The following is a 20,254-nucleotide window of genomic DNA, read 5'->3' on the forward strand; positions in this document are numbered from 1 at the left end:
GCGGCGGCCGCATCACCGCCGACCGCACCAGCCATCCGAAGAGCCCGAGCCCGCTCCGACCGGCGCGGGCTCTTCGTCGTGCCCGCCCCTCCCACAACACCTCCGGTACGCCCCGGGGCCCGAAGGGCGAACGCACCGGCGGCTGACGCACCGGAGTCCCGTGCGCCCATATGGCGAAGGCCCGGATTCCTGAGAATCCGGGCCTTCGTCTTCAGTAGCGGGGACAGGATTTGAACCTGCGACCTCTGGGTTATGAGCCCAGCGAGCTACCGAGCTGCTCCACCCCGCGCCGTTGTGTGTCTACTGTAACCTCACCGCGACGACCAGCGCAAATCACGTTCCGTTGCCCTGGGGCCAGCGGCATCCGTACGGCCGGACGGCCCATGGCCGCGCCGTACGGGGCAGCCGACGCCACCCCGTACGGCATGTCTCGCACCGGGCGGGCGGCCTACGCGCTCAGCTCCTCCTGAAGCGCCTCGCGCAGCCGCGCCGCGCGCTCCGCGACCTCCGGCGGTCCCAGCTCCACGGCCCGTCGGCACCACTGGTGGCCCTCGGCGAGCGCTCCGCGCCGGGCGGCGAGCAGGGCCAGCCGCAGGGCGGCGCGTCCGTGCCCGTCCTCGGCCGCGCGAGTCCACCACAGGGCAGCCTCGGGCAGGCTGCCCTCGCGGGCCAGCAGCAGGCCGAGGTTGAAGGCGCCGTTGCGGCTGCCCGCCTCGGCCGCGGCGCGGTACCAGCGCGCGGCCTCCACCACATCGCCCCGCGCCGCCGCGAACATGCCAACCCGGACCTGCGCGCGTCGGTGCCCCTGCTGGGCGGCGTGCTCGTACCACCGGGTGCACTCGTCGTCCTGCCGCCGCTCGACCGCACCACCGTCACGGCGGTCCAGCAGATCGGCGAGTCGGAACGCCGCCTCGGCGCTGCCGCCCTCCGCCGCGCAGCGCAGATTCCGCTCGGCGGCGTCCGTGTCACCGTCGCGCAGTTGGACGATGGCGACCTGGAGGGCTGCCTCGGTGTGGCCGGCCGCCGCGGCACGCTCGTACCACTCGTGAGCCATCCGCTCCGCGCCGCGCTCGGCGTACAGGATGCCGAGGTTGAAGGCGGCGTCCACGCTGCCCGCCTCGGCGGCCTTGGAGAACCACGGCTCGGCGCCGGCCGAGTCGCCGCGCTGGAGCAGCATGATGGCGAGCGCGTTGGCGGCCTCGCGGTGCCCCGCGTAGGCGGCGCGGCGGTACCACTGCTCGCCGCGGCCTTCCCGGCCCTGCTCGGCGCAGAGCAGGCCGATGTTGTACGCGCCGTTCACATCGCCGGCGTCCAGTGCGGCGCGGTACCAGCGCTCGGCGGTCTGCGTCTCGCCGCGGTCGGCGTGCAGCGCGCCCAGCGCGTTGGCGGCGTTGCCGTCGCCGTCCTGGGCGGCGCGGCGCCACCACTCGGCGGCGCTCTCCTCGTCGCCCGCGTCGCGCAGCAGGAAGCCGAGGGCGCAGGCGGCCCGTGCCTCGCCGCCCTTGGCGGCGGTCAGGTACCAGCGACCGGCCTCCTGGGTGTCGCCGCGCTCCTCCAGGAGCGTGCCCAGGTGCAGGGCGGCACGGCGGTGCCCGCGCGCGGCGGCCTGGCGGTACCACTGCTCGGCCTCGGCGTCCGGAGTGCCTTCGCCGCCCACGGTGTTGGCGCGGTCGTCCAGCAGGCGGGCGAGGCGGTACGCGGCTTCGCGGTGCCCGCGCTCGGCGGCGGCGCGGAACCAGCGTTCGGCGCCCACGTCGCCGCGGTGCTCCAGCAGGTCGGCGAGGGCGTACGCGCCGAGGCAGTGGCCCGACTCGGCGGACTGGCGCAGCCAGTACTCGGCGGCGGGCTCGTCGCCGCGCTCACGGTAGAAGCGGCCCAGCGCGTGGGCGGCCGCGGCGGATCCGGCGACGGCGGCGACCCGCCACCAGCCCGCCGCCTCGTCCGCGTACCCGCGCTGGTGCAGGAGGACGCCCAGGTTGTTGGCCGCCGCGCGGTCGCCCGCGGCGGTGGCGGAGCGCAGGTACGGTTCGGCGCCGTCCAGGTCGCCGCGGCGCAGCAGCGTCGCGCCCAGCACGCTCATGGCTGCGGTGTCGCCGGCCTCGGCGGCGCGGCGGTGGTGGGCTTCGGTCACGGCTTCGGACGCCTCGGCGGCGGCGTCGGCCTCGATCACGTCCAGCGGCATGTCGGCGTCACGCTGGTCCGGAAGCACGGCGTCCCGTCCGTCCGGCGTCCTGGATTCGCGCCCGTCGTCGGGCGCGTGCACAAACCGGCCTGTCTCCAACAACCTTGCCTTGTCCCCCATGAGGGCCATCGTCGCACCACCCGCAACCCGCGTACACCTGGTATACCGCAGCCAGTGAGGTCACTACAGCGTTTTGTCGACTTCCCGATACAGAGACATGCCAAACTCCGTTCTCCTCCACTTCCGTTCACATCTGGAAAAGGCGCGCCCGTCCGGGCGTGTCGCGCCACACATGACGAAGGCCCGGATCCCAAGGATCCGGGCCTTCGTTCTTCAGTAGCGGGGACAGGATTTGAACCTGCGACCTCTGGGTTATGAGCCCAGCGAGCTACCGAGCTGCTCCACCCCGCGCCGTTGTGTATCCAAGGTACCACGGCGCGGAGGTGGTGCCCGACCCGCCGGTCAGCGCCCGGGGGCCGGGCCGCGGAATCAGCCTCCGCCGGTACCGCCGTTCTTGCCGGCGTCACCCTTCTGTGCGGACTTCTTCTCCGCCTCGGCCGCCCGGTCCAGCGCCGCCTTCAGCTTCTTCTGCGCCTCGCCGTAGCCGGCCCAGTCGCCTTCCTTGCGGGCCTTCTCACCCTCGTCGTACGCCTTCACCGCGTCGTCGAGGGCCTGTTGGACCGTCTGGTCGGCCGGCGGCTGCTTGCCCGTGTCACCGCCGTCGGACGGCGGCTGCTGCGTGCCGGAGCCCGGTGGCTTCTTGCCGAAGACGACGTCGAGCGCCTCGGCCAGGTTGTTGCCCAGGACGGGGTCGTTCTCGCCGTAACTGACCAGCACCTTCTTCAGCAGCGGGTAGTTGGTGCCCGCGCCGCGCAGGTAGACCGGCTCCACGTACAGCAGGCCGCCGTTCATCGGAACCGTCAGCAGGTTGCCGTACTCGATCTCGGAGTCACCGAGTTTCTTCAGGATGTTCAGCTCATTGGCGATTTTTGGATCGGAGTTGAACTTCGACTGCACCTGCTGGGGGCCCGGCACCGGTGTCTGGGACGGCAGTTTGAGCACTCTGATCTTGCCGTAGTCACCGCTGTTGGCGTTGGCGTCGACCGCCATGAACGCACCCAGGTTGTCGCGCTTGTTGGGTGTGAATGTCGTGGTGAGCGCGAAGGTCTGGGCCTTCTGGTCCGGCATCTTCAGGCTCTGGTAGTACGGCGGCACCGAGTTGCCCGACTTGTTCGTCGGGTCGTTCGGGACCTGCCAGCGCTCGCTGCCCGTGTAGAAGGTGTTCGGGTCGGTGACGTGGTACGTCGTCAGCAGCTGGCGCTGCACCTTGAAGAGGTCCTGCGGGTAGCGCATGTGCTCCATCAGGGACTTGCCGATGGAACTCTTCTTCTCGACCGTCCCGGGGAAGGACTTCATCCAGGTCTTCAGGACCGGGTCCTTGGTGTCCCACTCGTAGAGCTTGACCGAGCCGTCGTAGGCATCGACCGTGGCCTTGACCGAGTTGCGGATGTAATTGACCTGGTTCTGCTGGGCGACGACCGCCCGCTGACCGTCGGTGAGCGAGTCGGCGGTGGTGTCGCCGAGCGTGGTGCGCGAGGCGTACGGATAGCCGTTGCTCGTGGTGTAGGCGTCGACGATCCACTTGATCCGGCCGTCGATGACCGCCGGATAGGCGTCCCCGTCGATGGTCAGCCAGGGGGCGACCGCCTCCACGCGCTCCTTGGGGGTGCGGTTGTACAGAATCCGCGAACCCTCGCCGATGGCGCCCGAGTAGAGGATCTGCGGCTCACCGAACGCGACCGCGTAGGCGGCGCGGTTGATCGGGTTGGCGAGATTGACCCCGCTCTTGCCCGTGTAGCTGTAACTCTTCTCGCCGCTCTTGTCGGAGGAGTAGTCCAGCTCCTTCTGCGGCCCGCCCACGATCGAGTACTGGGTGGTCTTCTCGCCGTAGTACACCCGCTGCTGGTACGGACCGAACTGGCCCTTCGAGGGCAGCTCGCTCTCGGTGTAGGCGGGCTCGCCGCCCTCGGCGAACGTGGTGCCCTTGGCCGCCACCGCGCCGAACCCGTGGGTGTACTTGAAGTGGTCGTTGATCCAGTTCCGCTCGGAGACGCCGTTGAGGTTCAGCTCACGCAGACCGATGACGGTGTCCTGGTCCTTGCCGTCCTTGTCCTTGTACCGGTCGACGTCGAGCGTGGACGGGAACTGGTAGTAGCTGCGGACCTGCTGGCGCTGCTGGAAGGACGGGGAGACCACGTTCGGGTCGAGCAGCCGCACGCTCGCCGTGGTGTCGGCGGCGTCCCGCAGCTTCTGCCGCTCCGTGTCGTCCTTCGGCTTGTAGTTGCCGTCGTAGCTCTGCACGTCGACACCGTTGATGTCATACGCGTCGCGGGTCGCCTTGATGTTCTGCTTGATGTACGGCGCTTCCTTGGCCTGCTCGTTCGGCTGGACCTGGAATTTCTGCACGATGGCCGGATACAGGCCGCCGATCAGGACGGCGGAGAGCACCATCAGGCCGAAGCCGATGACCGGCAGCTGCCAGGTGCGGCGCCACAGCGTCGCGAAGAAGAGCACCGCGCAGATCGCCGCGATGAAGAACAGGATCGTCTTGGCCGGCAGATAGGCGTTGGCGTCCACATAGCGCAGCCCGGTCCAGCCGTCGGCGGACTTCAGCCCGCTGGACTTCACCGCCAGGCCGTACCGGTCGAGCCAGTACGCGATGGCCTTGAGCGACACGAAGATGCCCAGCACCACGGAGAGGTGGCCGGTGGCGGCGGCCGTCGCGCGCGAGCCGGGGCTCGTGACGCGCAGCCCGCCGTACAGGTAGTGCGTGAGCGCCGCGGCGATCAGGCACAGCACCGCGCACGCGAAGCCGAAGCTGAGCAGGAAGCGGTACCAGGGCAGGTCGAAGGCGTAGAACGAAACGTCCTTGCCGAACTGCGGGTCCTTCTGGTGGAACGGCACCCCGTTGACCCACTGGAGCCACGTACGCCACTGGCCGGAGGCGGAGGCGCCGGCGATCAGGCCCACCACCGCGGTGACCGCGATCAGCGCCCACTTCTTGTACGGCGCGATGCCCATCCGGTAGCGGTCCAGGCTCTGCTGCTCCATGGACATCGCGCTCAGCGGCGGCCGCAGGCGGTGCGCCAGCCAGATGTTGACGCCGACCGCGGCGGCCATCAGGGCGCCGAAGGCGAGAAACAGTCCGATCTTGGTCCACAACGTGGTGGTGAAGACCGAGGAGAACTTGACCGACCGGTACCAGAGCCAGTCGGTCCAGAACCCGGAGAACATGACGAAGAGCATGGCCAGCACGGCCAGCACGCCCAGTGTCATGAGCAGGGTCCGGACCCGCCGGGACGGTCGGCCGACTCTGATCCGTGGCCCTGTCGGGCCTCCGCCGCGGTCCGGCATCTGGAAAGCCAAGGTGCGCACCTCGAAGTTCGCTGTCGTGTTGAGCAGGCCCGGCGATAGTAGGACCCACTGTTGCAACTTACTAAGGCTTTACTCGGTTCCCGTTTTCCGGGGTCGGCAGGGCACGATATTGAGCATGAACAACCTTCCCGTCGACGGCACCCCCCTTGCCGCCAGCCCGCTGACCCGTGCCGTGCTCGAAATCGACGAGTACGCCGCCGGGCTCGGCTGGGACCAGCCCGCCCGCCTCTTCGCCCTCGTGGACACCGCCCGGCTCCGCGAGCAGGAACCTTCGCTCGCCGAACAGCTCGGCATCGACGACTCCACCACCGCCTCGCTGACCCCGGTCGAGCAGGACGAGATCCCCGCCGGCGCCCCGCTGGACGAATTCCTGGCCACCATCGGCTGGCCGGACGCGGTGGCCGGCTGCGCGATGACCGTCGAGCGGCTGATGCTGCCGCCGTCCGCCGAGGACTCCGTACCGGAGGGCATGGACGACGCGCAGCTCGCGAAGTGGGTCGCCGGCCATCCGGACCGCCAGGAGGTGCGGATGACGGTGGCGGTGCTGCGGGACGGGGCGCGCGAGTCGGCGCTGCGGCTGCGGGAGAAGGACGCCACGTCCGAGGTGCTGACCGGCGCGGAGCTGGTGCCGGGGCTGGCGGACGCGCTGGCCGCCACCTTCGAGAGCTGACGAGAGCCCTCGGAAACTGACGGAGCGGCCTGTCCGGGGCCGGGGCGGCTGTCCCGGCCCGGGCCGCCGTGGCACGGGGCGGAGGGCTCCTGCGGACCGCGTACGGGTCCTCTTGAGGTCTTCTGCCAGGCCCGCTTACGGGCCGCGTACGGGACCCCGGGGCGGCCGCGGCTGCCGGGCCGGGCCCGGGTGCGGACCGCCTACTTGTTCGCGGGGCAGCTCGGCAGGCCGGCCGTGTCCCCCTTGCGGATCTTCTCCAGCGACGTCAGCGCGTCCTTGATGGTGTCCACCTTGACCAGGCGCAGGCCCTCCGGGTGGTCGTCGACGACGGTCGCGCAGTTGTCCTTGGGCGTGAGGAAGTACTCCGCTCCCTTGTTGCGCGCGCCGACGACCTTCATCGCGATGCCGCCGATCGGGCCGACCTTGCCGTCGGCGTCGATCGTGCCCGTACCGGCCACGAACTTCCCGCCGGTCAGGTCCTCGGGCGTGAGCTTGTCGATGATCCCGAGGGCGAACATCAGCCCGGCGCTGGGGCCGCTGACGTCGGCCAGCTTGATGTCGACGTTGAACGGGAAGGTGTAGTCGATGCCGGCCTGGATGCCGACGACGGCCCGGCCGCCCTTCGCCTTCGCGGTCGTGACGGCGACGTCCTTGGTGGGGCCTTCGGGCCGCTTGCCCTTCTTCTGGGCCGCGGCCGCCTCCTTGGCCGGGATGACCGTGAAGACGGCCTGCTCCCCGGGCTTGTGCTTGGTGACCAGCTCGGCGACGTCCGCGTTGGCCTTGATCTCCGTACCGTCCACGGCCTTGATCACGTCACCGGCGTGCAGCTTGCCGTCCGCGGGGGCGTCCTTGACGACGGATGCCACGACCGTCTGGGAGCCGACCGGGATGTCCAGCTGCTTGAACGCGGCGACCTTGGCGCTCTCCAGGGACTGGCTGAACTCCTCGGCGTTCTGCTGGTCGGACTGCTCCGCCGTCTGGCCCTCCGGATAGAGCGTCTTGTGGGGCACCACGAGGCTGTCGTGCTTCAGCCAGCCGACGACCGCCTCGAAGAGGTTCATCCGGTATTCGGCGCCGGTGACCCGGACCGTGACCATGTTCAGGTTGCCGGAGGTCGGATACGTCTTGTGGCCGGATATCTGCAGCACCGGCTCGCCCTTGTGCTCGCCCAGGGTGTTGGTCGTGGGCCCCGGATACATCTCCGAATACGGAACGGGGATCACCATCCCGGCGCAGATCAGCGCAATCAGCGTCACGAGAGAGGCGAGCAGCGTCGCGGTGCGGCGTGGCATGGAACGACAGTACGGGACGCCTCCGACACCCGGTTCCCGGGGCCGTCCGTCCGGGGGCGGGCGGAGCCGGGCGAGGGCACCGGGCAAGGCGTCGGGCAACCGGGGCCACGGCGGCCGCTTGCGTCCGCGTACGCCCGCCACGGCCCCGGCTCAGTCCGTCATGCTCATGCCGCGTCAGAACCGGAATGCGCCTTCTCGGGCTTCTCCATCGCCTCCCGGAAACGCGCGTAACCCGCCAGCTCCGCGACATCCCCGGTCCTGCGGTTGCGTGATGCCCAACTGCTCCACACGACGGCGGCGATGGCGGCGAGAACCGGAATCAGCAACCAGAGGAGCGCACCCATAGCGGCCTCCCGACCCCTTGTAACAACCGCAACGACGAATAAGCAGATTAACCATCTGCCAGGTCAACGCTTACGCCAGGGGCCGGGTTACGCAACTGGAGCGCGCGTAAAGGCTTTGCCGAATACCGACCGGAACGGACACCACCGCCCGGAACCGGCCGTCAGCAGGCGCCGACCCACTCCTCCGTACCGTCCGAAAAACGCTGGTGCTTCCAGATCGGCACCTCGTGCTTGAGGTCGTCGATCAGCCTTCGACAGGCCGCGAACGCCTCCGCCCGGTGCGGGCAGGAGACCGCCACGACGACGGCCAGGTCACCGATGGTCAGCTCCCCCACGCGGTGCACCGCGGCCAGCGCGCGCACCGGGAAGTCGGCGGCCACCTTCTCGGCGACGCGGCGCAGTTCGGCCGCGGCGCTCGGGTGCGCCGAGTAGCCCAGGGCATCGACGTCGGCGCCGCCGTCGTGGGAGCGGACCGTACCGACGAACAGGGCCGTGCCACCGGCGGCAGGGTCGCCGACGGCCGCGAAGACCTCGTCCAAGGACAGCGGGGTGTCACGGACCGCGAGGAGGCGGATCGCGTCCGCCGCACCCTGCTCGCCCGGGTGGTCATACGTGCCTGGCATGGCTCCATCGTGCCGTACCGCGGGGCGGCGCGGGGCATGGCCTTTCCACCGGTCCTGCGGGAGGCCGGGTTGGAGACTCCTACAGGCGCCGACGGTACGAGCCTCCCCTGCGGCCGCACGGGGCCTTCTGTCCGTCGCGGGGAGGCTGCCCCCGCAGCCATACAGGGCGCCTCCCCCGGCCGTGCAGACACTCGCCCTCCATGGGGCCCCGTAGACGCCCGCCCCCCGGGCTCTCAGATGCGGCGGCGTGCCTTGCGGGCGCGGCGGACCAGGGCGGCGGTGCCCAGGAGGGCGACCGTCGCGCCGGCCGCTCCGGCCGCGGTGGCGTCCTTGCGGCCCAGCCGGCGGCCGGCGACCGTGTGCCGGCCCGCGACCTCCTCCAGCAGCTCGGCCAGCACCTCCTCGTTCGTCCACCGGGGGCGCCAGCCCGCCTCGTGCAGCCGGCTGCCGCTGACCACCCACGGGTGCATCGTGTACGCGAGGTCCCCGGCGGGCGACGGCGTGAGGCCGATGCGGTGCAGCCGGGCGGCGGCGCCGAGCGCCACCGAGGACGGCAGCTCCATGCGCCGGATCCCGGACAGCTCCTCGACCTCCTCCTGCTCCAGCCACCCGTCGCAGCCCACCGCGAGCTCGCCCTCGACCTTCTCCAGCGCGGCGTACTGCAGCGCGCTGACCAGGTCCTCCACGTGGCAGAACTGCCAGGCGGGGCGGGAACCGGCGACGACCAGCAGCCGCGGCGACTCGAAGTAGCGGGTCAGCGCGGTGTCCGTACCGCCCACCAGGACGGTGGGGCGCAGGACGGTGACGTTCAGGCCGGGGTGCGCGCGGGGCGCGCGGTGTGCCAGGCGCTCGATCTCCAGGAGGTCGCCGACCCCGGTGGCGTCGGCGGTGGCCCGCAGCTCGGCGTCCTCGGCCAGCGGCACGTCGTTGTCCGGGAGCGCACCGTAGACCATGGCGGAGGTGCAGAGCACGACCCGGTGCACGCCGGCGGCCGCGGCGGCCGTGAGGACCGTCTGCGTACCGCGCACGTTGTACGCCGTACGGGCCGCCGCGTCGGTCTCCAGGTCGAGGTCGACGGCGAGGTGCACGACGACGTCGGCACCGCGCAGCTTCTCGGCGATGGCCGGGTCCCGGACGTCCAGGACGTGCCAGTGCGCCTCGGTGGTCTCGCCGCGCCGCTCGTCGATGGCCACCACGCGCTTGACCTCGTCGGACTCGGCCAGGGCCTGGGTCAGCAGGGCGCCCACGCCGGAGGCGGCGCCGGTGACCGCGATGACGGGGCGGCGCAGTGGCCGGGCGGGCGCGGCGTCCGCCTGTTTTCCTGCGTTCTCGGTGTCGGTCGCAGCGTTTCGCGCTGCGCGAACGGTCGGATCTGGGGAACTCACCGGGCGTCTCCAGCGGTTGTCTTCAGTGCGTAGGCGTGCTGACGCGTACGTACCAGGTGGCGTCCATCCTGCCGCAGGCGCCGGGACGGCGAAGCACCGAGCCCCGGAGCGGGGCGGGTGTCTAGGCTGGAAGAGAATGTCGGGCAGCCGCCGCCGGCCCCCTGGCCGGCGGCCCTACGAGCCGAGGAAACCCGTGAGTGACACCCCATTTGGATTCGGCCTTCCGCCGGAGGAGCCGGAGGACGGCGACAACGGCAAGAAGAAGGGCGGCCAGGGAGGTAGCCAGGGCCCCGCGAACCCGTTCGGATTCGGCGGCGGGAGCGGCGGCGCGGACAACCCGTTCGCCGCGCTCTTCGGCGGCATGGGCGGCCCTGGTGGCGAGATGAACCCTGGCGATCTTGGCGCCGCCTTCCAGAAGCTGGGCCAGATGCTCTCGTACGAGGGCGGCCCGGTGAACTGGGACATGGCCAAGGACATCGCGCGGCAGACCGTCGCGCAGGGTGCCGAGGACGGCACCAAGGACGCGAGCGTCTCCCCCGGTGAGCGGGCGGCCCTCGAAGAGGCGGTGCGCCTCGCCGACCTGTGGCTGGACGGTGTGACGTCGCTGCCGTCGGGCGCGAGCACGGTGCTGTCGTGGAGCCGCGCCGAGTGGGTCGAGGAGACCCTGCCGGTGTGGAAGGACCTGGTGGACCCGGTCGCGGAGCGCGTCGGCGCGGCCATGGGCGACGTCCTGCCCGAGGAGATGCAGGCCATGGCGGGCCCGCTGCTCGGCATGATGCGCTCCATGGGCGGCGCCATGTTCGGCACCCAGATCGGGCAGGCGCTGGGCGTCCTGGCCGGCGAGGTCGTCGGCTCCACGGACGTCGGGCTGCCCCTGGGCCCGGCCGGGAAGGCCGCGCTGCTGCCGGGCAACATCGCAGGCTTCGGCTCCGGCCTCGGCGTGCCCGAGGAGGAGGTGCGGCTCTACCTGGCCCTGCGCGAGGCCGCCCACCAGCGGCTCTTCGCCCACGTACCGTGGCTGCGCTCGCATCTGTTCGGCGCGGTCGAGGGCTACGCCCGCGGCATCAAGGTCGACACGACCAAGCTGGAGGACGTGGTCGGCCAGCTCGACCCGCAGCACCCCGAGGAGCTGCAGAACGCCCTTCAGCAGGGCATGTTCCAGCCCGAGGACACCCCGGAGCAGAAGGCGGCGCTGGCCCGGCTGGAGACGGCGCTGGCCCTCGTCGAGGGCTGGGTGGACGCGGTGGTGCACGCCGCCGCCTCCCCGCACCTGCCGTCGGCCGACGCGCTGCGCGAGACGCTGCGGCGGCGCCGGGCGACCGGCGGCCCGGCCGAGCAGACCTTCGCCACCCTCATCGGCCTGGAGCTGCGTCCGCGGCGCCTGCGGGATGCCTCGCGGCTGTGGGCCCTGCTGACGGACGCGCGGGGCCTGGACGGCCGCGACGCGCTGTGGGAGCACCCGGACATGCTGCCGACGGCTGCCGACCTGGACGACCCGGACGGGTTTGTCCACCACGAGCAGCTGGACTTCTCCGAGCTGGACAAGATGCTCGGCGAGGCGGCGGGCGGCGCCGGGAAGCCGGACCTCACCAAGGAGACCGGCGAGGGCCGTGCCCAGGGCGGCTCCGAGGAGGGCGGCAAGCCCGGGGACGACGGCGACAAGGGCGACGGCGAGAAGTGAGCCTTCACGACGACGCGGCGCGGGTCCTCAAGGAGTGGCCCGCGCCGTCCCCCGAGCAGGACCGGCTGCGGCTCTCCTACCTGGACCACCTGGCGGCCCACCCCGACGGCATGGGCAAACCCTGCAAGGACGGGCACATCACGGCCAGCGCGCTGGTCATCGACCCGCCGCGCGGCCGGGTCCTGCTGACGCTGCACCGCAAGCTCAAGATGTGGCTCCAGATGGGCGGGCACTGCGAGCCGGAGGACGCCACGCTCGCGGACGCGGCCCTGCGCGAGGCGCGCGAGGAGTCCGGGATCGCGTCCGGGCTGACGCTGCTGGGCGGTCCGGTGCGCCTGGACCGGCATCTGACGCCCTGCGCGTGGCACCTGGACGTGCAGTACGCGGCGCTGGCCCCGGAGGGCGCCGAGGCGGTGATCAGCGACGAGTCGCTGGATCTTCGCTGGTTCGCGTACGACGAGGTGGCGGCGGTGGCGGACGACTCGGTCGTACGGCTCGTGGAGCACACCCGCGCGCTCCTGTAGAACACGTTGCGCCGCCCGCGCGCTCTCGTACGGAGAGGTCGCGGGCGGCCTGTGTGTGAGGTGGTGGCCGGCCCGCCTGTGCGCGCTACGGCCGGCGCGCCTCAGTTGGTGAAGATGTTGCCCTGGTTCTGGCCGTGGGCACCCTGCTGGCCCATGCCGAACTGGGCGGCCAGACCGGACCCGATATGGGCGTTCTGCGGCGGCAGCAGCTCGCTGGGCTGGACGAGCGCGTAGCCCTGTCCCAGGAAGCTCAGCTCCCAGCCCTCGCCCGTGCTGCCGCGGCGCCGCCATACGCCCGAGGAGTGCGTCTGCGCCTGCATCTGCACCCGGAGCGAGGCGGACCAGGCGACCACCGCGTCCGCGTCAGCGTTGACGTACTTGTCCGGGGTGACCTGCATCATCAGCGGCTGGCCCGAGGTCATCAGCACGACCTTGCCCCGGCCGGAGATGTTGAGCTGGTACTTGCCGGTGCCGGAGATCCCGTACTGGCTGTCCACCGAGATCACCTCCCAGTGGAGGCCGGAGTCCAGCGCCAGCACATAGCTGCTGTCCACGGTCAGGCCGTCGTGATCGACGTCCATGACGTGCACATACTGCGCGAGGTTGGCCAGGTAGACGGTGCCCTGCCCGGAGACGCGCATCAGGTCCAGGCCCTCACCGGAGGCGGCGCGGGCGTGCTGCTGGCCGGGCGTCTGATAATTCCCGTCGAACTCCAGCAGCCCCTGGTAGGCGACCATGCTGCCCTTACGGGCGAGCAGGTCCTCGTGGCCCTGCAGGGCGACCCGCAGCAGCTGCGGGTTCTGCAGCACGTACCGGTCCTGGGTCTGCGCCTCGGTATAGGCGAAAAGCGGACTCTGCATGATGGCTTGACGTCCTCCCCCTCAGCCCCGGGCCCGGAGCCGGTCGGTGCTGTCCTCACTGGGCTGTACGACGACGAAGCCCTGCCCGGAGAAGCCGAGCTGGTACGCCTCGCCGCTGCCGCGCCCGATCATCGAGGACGCCTTGAAGCTGCGCTTGCCCTTCATCTTCAGATTCGTCGACCAGGCGACGAGCGCGTCCGGATCGACGTACGTCTCGTCCTCGCCGCGGCCGCAGTCCACCACGATCGGGGTGCCGCGGGAGGTCAGCGCGACCCAGCCGGTGCCCGATATGCCGACGTTGAAGAGGCCCTGGCCGGCGAACTTCGCCATGCCCTTGACGCGCTGCACACCCCACTGGAGGTGGGCGTCGAAGGCCAGGAGATTGGTGCCGTTGACGGAGAGCGACTCGCCGTTGAGGTTGACGCAGACGACGTCCGCGCCGTAATCGGCGAGGTAGAGCAGACCGTCGCCGGTGCACTTCATCAGGGGCGCGCCCTCGCCGGTCAGCCACTGGGAGGCCATCTGGCGGACCGCGGGCGGGTTGGGTTCGTACTGGACGAAGCCCTCGTAGGCGACCATCGAGCCGGTGCGGGCGAAGACGTCCTGGCCGCTCTGCATGGCGATCTTCACCATCGCACTGCCGTGGTTCTCCATGCGGGCGGCAGGTGCGGTCGGGGCGTGGCCCGGGACTTGCTGTTCGTACATGGCGGGCTCCCTCAGACCTCGTAGGGCTGGACGACGATGAAGTTGCCGGGCGCGCCGCGGAACTGGAGGTTCACGGTCTCGCCGGAGTGTCCGGGATAGGCGCTGCGGCGCAGGCTCACCTGGCTGGAGATGATCACCTGCGAGGCGGCCGACCAGGCGACGATGGCGTTGGCGTCCGCAAACGTCGTCGGGGTGACCGGGAGGACGACCGGGGTGCCCTGGGTCTTGACGACGACCGTGCCGGTGCCCTGGAACTGCATGGTGAACAGCGCGCCGCCCGGGATGCCGTGCCCTTCGATGCGCCGGATCTCGTGCTGGAGCGACTCGTCGAAGGCCAGCACGCTCTCGGCGGACACGCAGATCGCGTCGCCCTGGAGCTCGATGGGGTGCACATGGGCACTGTTGTCCGCGAAGAACACCTGGCCCTGGCCCGTGCAGCGCATCAGCTGCATCTCCTGGCCGGTGGCGTTGCCCACGATGCGGCCCCGGAGGCCGGCGCCCTTGTAGCTGAAGTCGACCTTGCCCTGGTAGAGGACCATGCTGCCCTGACGGGCGAGCACCGGCTGGCCGTCGACGCCGAGGTCGGCCCGGATCAGCTTCTCGTTCTGCGGGGTCCACCGCCGGCCCGTGGGGGCTTCGCGGTACTTCTCCAGGACGACACCGAGGCCGGGGCCCGCACTCTGGGCCTGCGGCTGGCCGTACGGGGTGGGCTGGCCCTGGGGCGCGCCGTACGGGGCCGGGGGCTGCTGGCCGGGGAACTGGCCGTACGGCGCCTGGGGCGGGGCTTGCGGCGGGGCTTGGGGGGCCGCCTGGGGTGGCTGGCCGGGCTGGCCGTACGGCGGCGGCGCCTGCTGGTGCGGGTCCTGGCCGTACGGCGGCTGCTGGCCGGGGACCTGGCCGGGCGGCGCTCCAGGGGGCGCCATCGGAGCCGCGATGGTCGGGGCGGAGTGCACCTGCGGTGCCGGCTGCTGGGGCGGCTGGGCCTGAGGCGGCTGGGCCTGGGCCGGGACCTGTGGCTGGGGCGGGGCCGGCGGCTGCTGGCCCTGGGGGGCGCCTTGGGGCGCGCTCGGGGGCGCGCCGAAGGCCGGGGCGGGCTGCTGCGGTGCGGCGGGCGCCGGAGCGGGCTGCCCCTGCGCCGCCGGGGCGGCGAAGCCCGGTGCCGGCTCGGCGGCGGCGGGCGGCGCGAAGCCCGGGACACCGCCCTGCGGCGTCGGATCGGGCTCGGGCGCGGGCTCCTCCTCGGCGACCTCACCGCCGAAGTTCTTCAGCAGCGCCTCCAGACCGCCGTCGAAACCCTGCCCGACCGCCGCGAACCGCCACACGTCCTTCAGGTAGAAGTCGCCGAGCATCACGGCGCGCTCGGTGCTGAACTCGGCACCGTTGAACGCGTAACGCGCGACCTCCTCGCCACCAGCGACGATGCGCAGATAGCCGGGGCCCATCTGGGACATCTGGCCGGCGCCGTCGAGCGTGGCGGTGAAGGAGAGCTTCTGGATGTGCTGCGGGATCCGGTCGAGCGTGACCCGGAAGGACTCGGTGTCGCCCGCCTGGGCGCCCAGCAGCTGGATCGACCCCTCGGGCGAGGCGGGCTGGTTGAAGAAGACGAAGTACCGGTCGTCGGAGAGCCGCTCGGCCGCGTCGAGACCGAAGCAGCTGATGTCGAAGGACAGCCCGGAACCCGCGATCTGCACACCCACGTACAGATCCGTCCCGGCCGTCAGATCACTGATCCTGGCCTTGTGGCCCCGTTGGAATTCCCTGGCCATACGTAACGACCGTCCCCCGCTCCCGGCTTCGCGCTCTGATGACGTCGCGCCAGGCTAACCGCTGCCACCGACAGCGGGCGATGTCGGGGCGCCGCGCGAACCGGGCGGAATCAGCCCTATTCCGTACGGGCCGCGGGCAGATGCGGCAGCCGTTCCGCCGCGACCACTCCTTCGAGATAGCCGCGCGCACGCTCCGTACGTGGGTATGACTCCAGGAGCTGCCAGAACCGCTGCCCGTGGCCGGGGACGAGAAGATGCGCCAGTTCGTGCAGGAGCACGTAGTCGATGACGTACTCCGGCATTCCCTGGAGCCGGTGCGAGAGGCGGATGCTGCCCTCGGCGGGCGTGCAGGAGCCCCAGCGGGTGTTCTGGTTGGTCACCCAGCGCACCGTGGAGGGCCGGGCGCGGCCGCCCAGGTACTGCTCCGACAGGCGCTCCGCGCGCTCGGCCAGCTCACTGTCGCCGAGCACCTTCCTGCTCTCCTGCGCGGCGAGCTTGTCCAGCATCACCGTCACCCAGCGCCGTTCCTCCGCCTCGGACATCCGGGCCGGGATCAGGACGATGGTGCGGCCGCCCTCGCGATAGGCGGAGACCGTACGGCGCCGCCGCGAGCTTCTGCGCACCTCGACCTCGCTCGTCGCGGAGGCCCCGGTCGCGGGGCGAGCTGTGGTCCTGCGCGGGGGATCTGCGGCTCGGCGCAAAGGGTCGGCGGGCACGCCCCGACGTTACCCGCTGCCCGTACGCGAAGTCCCGCCCCCGGGGTCTGCCGGGGGTCCGAAACCCCCAGAGACAGGTACGGCTTGTATGACTATTGCCTGCCGGCTGTGGACAACTTCCGACGGCCGCGCGGCGGGCGGGGGATGCTGAAGACCGCTGGAGGAGATCCGATCGACGGGGGACGGATTCATGTATCCGATGCTCAAGCCCGCGCTGCGGCGCGGATGGCGGGACCGGGAGACGGTGCGGTTCGGGGTGGCCCCGGCGCATGCGGTGGAGCTGGGCCCGGTGGACACGGCCACCGGGAGCTTTCTGGCCTTGATCGACGGCACGCGGAGCCTGGAGCAGCTGGCGGACGCCGCCGAGTCGCTGGGCCTGCCGGGCGGACACGCGCGGCGGGTGGTGGACCGGCTGGAGCGGGCCGGCCTGCTGGACATCCCGTCGGCGGGCGGACCGGCGGCCGGAACGGTGCGCGCGGACGCCGCGGCCTTCGGTCGGCTCCGGGCGGATCTCGCGTCGCTGTCCGTGCGGCATCCCGAGGCCGCGGGCGGACTGGAGCGGATGGGGGAGCGCCATGCCATACGGGCGCGGGTGCGGGGCGTGGGCCGGGTGGGCGCTTCGGTCGCGGCCCTGCTCTCGGCGGCGGGGATCGGGCGGGTGGAGGTGCAGGACGGCGGGAAGGTCGAGCCCTGGGACGTGGTGCCGGGCGGGGTGCGGGCGGAGCAGATCGGTGCGCGCCGCGACAGCGCCGCCCGCAGCCTGGTGCACCGCGCCTCGCCCTGGTCCCGCGGGTCCCGGCCCGGGAACGGGCCGCCGGAGACAGGCGAGCCGGGCCTCGGGCTCATCGTGATCACTCCGCGGGACGGCCTCGCCGCCTACGCACCCGACCCGGTCCTGTACGAGCCCTTCGTGACCGCGGGAATCCCGCATCTGTTCGCCGGGGTGATCGAGGGGACCGGGGTGGTCGGGCCGCTGGTCCTGCCGGGCGGTTCCTCCTGCGCGGGCTGCCTGCAGCTGCGGCGTACGGACGCGGAGCCGGCCTGGCCGCGGCTGCTGGCCCAGTGGCGTTCGGGTCGCGGCGCACCGGCCGTCCCGGCGTGCGACGCGGCCCTGGCGACGACGGTGGCGGGGCTGGCCGCCGTGCAGGCGCTGGCGTTCCTGGACGGTCAGTTGCCACCCTGCACAGGAGCCCGGATGGAGGTCGCGCTGCCCTGTGCGGACTGGCGGACGACACGGATCGCGCCGCATCCGGAGTGCGGCTGCGGCGCGGCGGAGCCGACCGGCGCCACGGGTGCCTCGGATCCGCTTCGGCAACACGTAACAATGGCGGAGTAACCCCGGTTGGGGACAGTGTGAGTTGGAGGGGCGAATGTCAGATCTTCCCCGCAAGGCGGTCACCCGTACCGCCAAGCTGGCCGCGCTGCCACTGGGATTCGCCGGCCGCGCCACCTGGGGGCTGGGCAAGCGGATCGGCGGCAGGTCGGCGGACCTCGTCGGCCGCGAGCTCCAGCAGCGGACCGCCGAGCAGCTCTTCCGGGTGCTCGGCGAGCTGAAGGGCGGTGCCATGAAGTTCGGGCAGGCGCTGTCCGTCTTCGAGTCGGCGCTGCCGGAGGAGATCGCCGGTCCGTACCGCGCGGCGCTCACCAAACTTCAGGAAGCCGCACCGCCGATGCCGACCGATTCGGTGCACGCGGTGCTGGCGGAGCGGCTGGGCGAGGACTGGCGCGAGCTGTTCACGGAGTTCGACGACAAGCCGTCGGCCGCCGCGTCGATCGGGCAGGTGCACCGCGCGGTCTGGCACGACGGCCGCAAGGTGGCCGTGAAGGTGCAGTACCCGGGCGCGGGCGCGGCCCTGCTGTCCGACCTATCGCAATTGGGCCGGTTCGCCCGGCTGCTCGGGCCACTGATCCCCGGCATGGACATCAAGCCGCTGATCTCCGAGCTGCGCGACCGGGTCTCCGAGGAGCTGGACTACGCCCTGGAGGCGGAGGCCCAGCAGGCCCATGCCGAGGAGTTCGCCGACGATCCCGACGTACTGGTGCCCGCGGTGGTCCACCAGGGCGACCAGGTGCTGGTGACCGAGTGGATGGACGGCGTCCCCCTCTCGGAAGTCATCGCGAACGGCTCCCAGGAGGAGCGCGACCGGGCCGGGCAGCTCCTCGCCCGTTTCCTCTTCTCCGGCACCGCCCGCACGGGCCTGCTGCACGCGGACCCCCACCCGGGGAACTTCCGGCTGCTGACCGGCGACGCCCCCGACGGCCCGGCGGAGAAGTGGCGGCTGGGCGTCCTGGACTTCGGCACGGTCGACCGGCTGCCGGACGGCCTGCCGTCCACGATCGGCGCCTCACTGCGGATGACGCTCGACGGCGAGGCCGAGGCGGTCTACGAGCTGCTGTGCGAGGAGGGCTTCGTGAAGGAGTCCATCGAGCTGGACCCCGACGCGGTGCTGGACTACCTGCTTCCGATCATCGAACCGGCCCAGGTGGACGACTTCACCTTCACCCGCTCCTGGATGCGCGCCCAGGCGGCGCGCGTCGCCGACCTCCGCTCCCCCGCCCACCAGCTGGGCCGCCGGCTCAACCTGCCCCCCTCCTACCTGCTCATACATCGGGTCACGCTGAGCACCATCGGCGTCCTGTGCCAGCTGGGAGCCACCGTCCGGCTGCGCGACGAGCTGGAGTCCTGGCTCCCGGGCTTCACCCCCGCCGAGACCGCCGATCCGTCCGTACCCGAACAGAACCACCCCGCGGCGGAGGAAACACCGGCCTGACGCGTACGGCGGGCCGGCTCTCCCGGGGGGCCGGCCCGCCTCGGGCGCGCCGAGGGACGCACCGCGAGAGACACCGCGCCCCGCCTTCACCGCGTCGGCACCGGGTCCAGGTGGGACTCGATGACGCGGAGGTTGGCGCGGGTGCAGGTGTCGCAGAGGTGCTGGCGGGTGCCGTTGGCGATGGTGCAGGTCCAGGTGGTCGGGGTGCCCTCGGCCGTGGCGCCGCACTGGGCGCACTCCGCGTCGCCGGTGGTCAACTCCGCCTGTTCATACGTCTTCTGGTTCATCAGCCGACAATATCCCCGCCACCGCCGGTAAAGGGGGCACAACGCCCCAGGGGCCGCCCAGTTGGACAGCCCCTGAGGTGTGTGGTGTTGCGGTGGCCGCGTGCTGCGGTGGTGACACCGCCCAGGTGTATCGATCACCGGCGTCCTCAACGGCCCGCTCGGTCAGGTCACTACACCTTGCGGCCCGGCACCGTACGGATGCCGGGCTGCCGGTGGGTCACTGCATGACGGCCATGGCCAGAGCGCGCCGGGCGCGCAGCGACGCCCGCTCGGCGCGGCGCTGCATACGCCGGGCCGTGGCGAGGCGCTGAGCCCTGCGTTCGGACTCGGCCTCCCGCAGGCGCTCTTGCATATGTGCGCGAGCCAGGGCTTCTGGGATGAGTTGCATCTCTCGGGTCCTGTTCTGGCGCGACTCGATCACGCCGGAGTTCGTGGGTGCGGTGCTGTCGGTGAGGGTGGGGTTGTTCATCGGGTCCTGCTTCTGGGGGTCCCGCCGGGCGGGACGGTCGATCGTTCCTGTGCCGCTGAGGTAGGTGCCGCCGAGGTTCATGCCGCGACCGGGTTCTTGCGCGGACGGCCACGCGGGCGCTTGCGGGGCACCACGACGCCCTGGACGAACAGCTCGCCGCCCCAGACGCCCCAGGGCTCACGACGGTCCTTGGCGCCGGCGAGACACGCCTCGCGCACCGGACAGGTCTGGCACAGGGACTTGGCGTACTCCACGTCGGCCGGGGTCTCGGCGAAGAAGACCTCCGGGTCGTAGGTACGGCACGGCACGGCGGCGCCGAGTCGGTCGATCTCGTCGTCGAGTTCGGTGAGGGGCAGCAAGGGGGTCTCCTGGGAGTCGGGCGGAGGGATCAGGTCGGTGGCGACGGACGGGGTGTGCGTCTGGAGTTGCACGGTGGTGTGTTCCTCGTCTGTTCGGCCCGGCTGGTGGCTGGGCTCATGGGCAAAGCAAAAGGGCCGCGGATCCCGGTGTGGGTTCCGCGGCCCTGGAAGGTGCCGACCTGATC

18 protein-coding genes and 2 tRNA genes are annotated in these 20,254 nt (G+C 71.7%); 5 read left to right on the forward strand and 15 right to left on the reverse strand.

Annotated features, from left to right (window positions below):
• Positions 1 to 215: 215 nt before the first annotated feature.
• The 4 genes from ACZ53K_RS00265 to ACZ53K_RS00280 form a co-directional block, all read right to left on the reverse strand.
• Positions 216 to 289: transfer RNA gene (locus ACZ53K_RS00265), tRNA-Met, on the reverse strand.
• A gap of 159 nt (positions 290 to 448) precedes the next feature.
• Positions 449 to 2,311 (reverse strand): tetratricopeptide repeat protein, encoded by a 1,863-nt coding sequence (locus ACZ53K_RS00270; protein WP_468830066.1) that lies wholly within the window; start codon positions 2,309 to 2,311, stop codon positions 449 to 451.
• Between the two features lie 208 nt (positions 2,312 to 2,519).
• Positions 2,520 to 2,593, reverse strand: a tRNA-Met gene (locus ACZ53K_RS00275).
• Positions 2,594 to 2,671: 78 nt separating this feature from the next.
• Positions 2,672 to 5,596 (reverse strand): UPF0182 family membrane protein, encoded by a 2,925-nt coding sequence (locus tag ACZ53K_RS00280; RefSeq protein WP_468830749.1) that lies wholly within the window; start codon positions 5,594 to 5,596, stop codon positions 2,672 to 2,674.
• A 136-nt stretch (positions 5,597 to 5,732) separates the two neighbouring features.
• Between ACZ53K_RS00280 and ACZ53K_RS00285 the strand changes: the two genes are divergently transcribed.
• Positions 5,733 to 6,287: a PPA1309 family protein gene (locus tag ACZ53K_RS00285; protein ID WP_468830068.1), complete on the forward strand. Its 555-nt coding sequence runs from the start codon at positions 5,733 to 5,735 to the stop codon at positions 6,285 to 6,287.
• Positions 6,288 to 6,487: 200 nt separating this feature from the next.
• On the opposite strand, the gene ACZ53K_RS00290 is transcribed toward ACZ53K_RS00285, so the two are convergent.
• The 4 genes from ACZ53K_RS00290 to ACZ53K_RS00305 all read right to left on the reverse strand — a co-directional run bounded on the left by ACZ53K_RS00290 (position 6,488) and on the right by ACZ53K_RS00305 (position 9,931).
• A complete protein-coding gene (locus tag ACZ53K_RS00290; RefSeq protein WP_468830070.1) occupies positions 6,488 to 7,579 on the reverse strand; it encodes a YlbL family protein in 1,092 nt (363 codons plus the stop codon).
• Positions 7,580 to 7,743: 164 nt separating this feature from the next.
• A complete protein-coding gene (locus ACZ53K_RS00295; protein ID WP_030662384.1) occupies positions 7,744 to 7,923 on the reverse strand; it encodes a hypothetical protein in 180 nt (59 codons plus the stop codon).
• Between the two features lie 161 nt (positions 7,924 to 8,084).
• Positions 8,085 to 8,546 carry a molybdenum cofactor biosynthesis protein MoaE gene (locus ACZ53K_RS00300; protein ID WP_468830072.1) on the reverse strand — a complete coding sequence of 154 codons (462 nt, stop codon included), beginning with the start codon at positions 8,544 to 8,546 and terminating at the stop codon, positions 8,085 to 8,087.
• A gap of 233 nt (positions 8,547 to 8,779) precedes the next feature.
• Positions 8,780 to 9,931 (reverse strand): SDR family oxidoreductase, encoded by a 1,152-nt coding sequence (locus ACZ53K_RS00305; protein WP_468830074.1) that lies wholly within the window; start codon positions 9,929 to 9,931, stop codon positions 8,780 to 8,782.
• Between the two features lie 193 nt (positions 9,932 to 10,124).
• Between ACZ53K_RS00305 and ACZ53K_RS00310 the strand changes: the two genes are divergently transcribed.
• Positions 10,125 to 11,612, forward strand: a complete 1,488-nt coding sequence (locus ACZ53K_RS00310) for a zinc-dependent metalloprotease (protein WP_468830076.1) — start codon at positions 10,125 to 10,127, stop codon at positions 11,610 to 11,612.
• The gene (locus tag ACZ53K_RS00315; RefSeq protein ID WP_468830078.1) at positions 11,609 to 12,136 is read left to right on the forward strand and encodes an NUDIX hydrolase; all 528 of its coding nucleotides are present in this window, start codon (positions 11,609 to 11,611) and stop codon (positions 12,134 to 12,136) included. Before ACZ53K_RS00310 ends, ACZ53K_RS00315 begins: the two co-directional genes overlap by 4 nt.
• Before the next feature lie 101 nt (positions 12,137 to 12,237).
• Here ACZ53K_RS00315 and ACZ53K_RS00320 read toward each other — a convergent pair whose 3' ends face one another.
• The 4 genes from ACZ53K_RS00320 to ACZ53K_RS00335 form a co-directional block, all read right to left on the reverse strand.
• Positions 12,238 to 12,996, reverse strand: coding sequence for an AIM24 family protein (locus ACZ53K_RS00320; protein ID WP_468830080.1), 759 nt, complete (start codon positions 12,994 to 12,996; stop codon positions 12,238 to 12,240).
• Positions 12,997 to 13,017: 21 nt separating this feature from the next.
• Entirely contained in the window at positions 13,018 to 13,701 is a 684-nt protein-coding gene (locus ACZ53K_RS00325) for an AIM24 family protein (protein ID WP_468830081.1), read from the reverse strand.
• An 11-nt stretch (positions 13,702 to 13,712) separates the two neighbouring features.
• Complete coding sequence (locus tag ACZ53K_RS00330; RefSeq protein WP_468830083.1) at positions 13,713 to 15,467, reverse strand: TerD family protein; 1,755 nt, start codon at positions 15,465 to 15,467, stop codon at positions 13,713 to 13,715.
• 116 nt (positions 15,468 to 15,583) lie between these two features.
• Positions 15,584 to 16,183 (reverse strand): M48 metallopeptidase family protein, encoded by a 600-nt coding sequence (locus ACZ53K_RS00335; protein WP_468830085.1) that lies wholly within the window; start codon positions 16,181 to 16,183, stop codon positions 15,584 to 15,586.
• Between the two features lie 199 nt (positions 16,184 to 16,382).
• Here ACZ53K_RS00335 and ACZ53K_RS00340 point away from each other — a divergent pair, with 199 nt between their 5' ends.
• Together ACZ53K_RS00340 and ACZ53K_RS00345 are read left to right on the forward strand one after the other, a co-directional pair.
• A complete protein-coding gene (locus tag ACZ53K_RS00340) occupies positions 16,383 to 17,519 on the forward strand; it encodes a TOMM precursor leader peptide-binding protein (protein WP_468830752.1) in 1,137 nt (378 codons plus the stop codon).
• A 34-nt stretch (positions 17,520 to 17,553) separates the two neighbouring features.
• Positions 17,554 to 18,954, forward strand: coding sequence for an ABC1 kinase family protein (locus ACZ53K_RS00345; RefSeq protein ID WP_468830087.1), 1,401 nt, complete (start codon positions 17,554 to 17,556; stop codon positions 18,952 to 18,954).
• Between the two features lie 86 nt (positions 18,955 to 19,040).
• Here ACZ53K_RS00345 and ACZ53K_RS00350 read toward each other — a convergent pair whose 3' ends face one another.
• From ACZ53K_RS00350 to ACZ53K_RS00360, 3 genes are all read right to left on the reverse strand, one after another.
• A complete protein-coding gene (locus tag ACZ53K_RS00350) occupies positions 19,041 to 19,241 on the reverse strand; it encodes a hypothetical protein (RefSeq protein ID WP_468830089.1) in 201 nt (66 codons plus the stop codon).
• A gap of 217 nt (positions 19,242 to 19,458) precedes the next feature.
• A complete protein-coding gene (locus ACZ53K_RS00355; protein ID WP_468830091.1) occupies positions 19,459 to 19,791 on the reverse strand; it encodes an eS6 family ribosomal protein in 333 nt (110 codons plus the stop codon).
• Positions 19,788 to 20,141 carry a WhiB family transcriptional regulator gene (locus ACZ53K_RS00360; protein ID WP_003984433.1) on the reverse strand — a complete coding sequence of 118 codons (354 nt, stop codon included), beginning with the start codon at positions 20,139 to 20,141 and terminating at the stop codon, positions 19,788 to 19,790. Before ACZ53K_RS00360 ends, ACZ53K_RS00355 begins: the two co-directional genes overlap by 4 nt.
• Positions 20,142 to 20,254: the final 113 nt, after the last annotated feature.

The organism is Streptomyces sp. NPDC033221, assembly GCF_055577005.1.

Bases quoted from the DNA above. Each gene is read 5' to 3' on its own strand.
- ACZ53K_RS00270 (WP_468830066.1), bottom strand. From the start codon at position 2,311: ATGGCCCTCATGGGGGACAAGGCAAGGTTGTTGGAGACAGGCCGGTTT.
- ACZ53K_RS00280 (WP_468830749.1), bottom strand. From the start codon at position 5,596: ATGCCGGACCGCGGCGGAGGCCCGACAGGGCCACGGATCAGAGTCGGC.
- ACZ53K_RS00285 (WP_468830068.1), top strand. From the start codon at position 5,733: ATGAACAACCTTCCCGTCGACGGCACCCCCCTTGCCGCCAGCCCGCTG.
- ACZ53K_RS00290 (WP_468830070.1), bottom strand. From the start codon at position 7,579: ATGCCACGCCGCACCGCGACGCTGCTCGCCTCTCTCGTGACGCTGATT.
- ACZ53K_RS00295 (WP_030662384.1), bottom strand. From the start codon at position 7,923: ATGGGTGCGCTCCTCTGGTTGCTGATTCCGGTTCTCGCCGCCATCGCC.
- ACZ53K_RS00300 (WP_468830072.1), bottom strand. From the start codon at position 8,546: ATGCCAGGCACGTATGACCACCCGGGCGAGCAGGGTGCGGCGGACGCG.
- ACZ53K_RS00320 (WP_468830080.1), bottom strand. From the start codon at position 12,996: ATGCAGAGTCCGCTTTTCGCCTATACCGAGGCGCAGACCCAGGACCGG.
- ACZ53K_RS00325 (WP_468830081.1), bottom strand. From the start codon at position 13,701: ATGTACGAACAGCAAGTCCCGGGCCACGCCCCGACCGCACCTGCCGCC.
- ACZ53K_RS00330 (WP_468830083.1), bottom strand. From the start codon at position 15,467: ATGGCCAGGGAATTCCAACGGGGCCACAAGGCCAGGATCAGTGATCTG.
- ACZ53K_RS00340 (WP_468830752.1), top strand. From the start codon at position 16,383: ATGCTCAAGCCCGCGCTGCGGCGCGGATGGCGGGACCGGGAGACGGTG.
- ACZ53K_RS00345 (WP_468830087.1), top strand. From the start codon at position 17,554: ATGTCAGATCTTCCCCGCAAGGCGGTCACCCGTACCGCCAAGCTGGCC.
- ACZ53K_RS00350 (WP_468830089.1), bottom strand. From the start codon at position 19,241: ATGAACCAGAAGACGTATGAACAGGCGGAGTTGACCACCGGCGACGCG.
- ACZ53K_RS00355 (WP_468830091.1), bottom strand. From the start codon at position 19,791: ATGAACCTCGGCGGCACCTACCTCAGCGGCACAGGAACGATCGACCGT.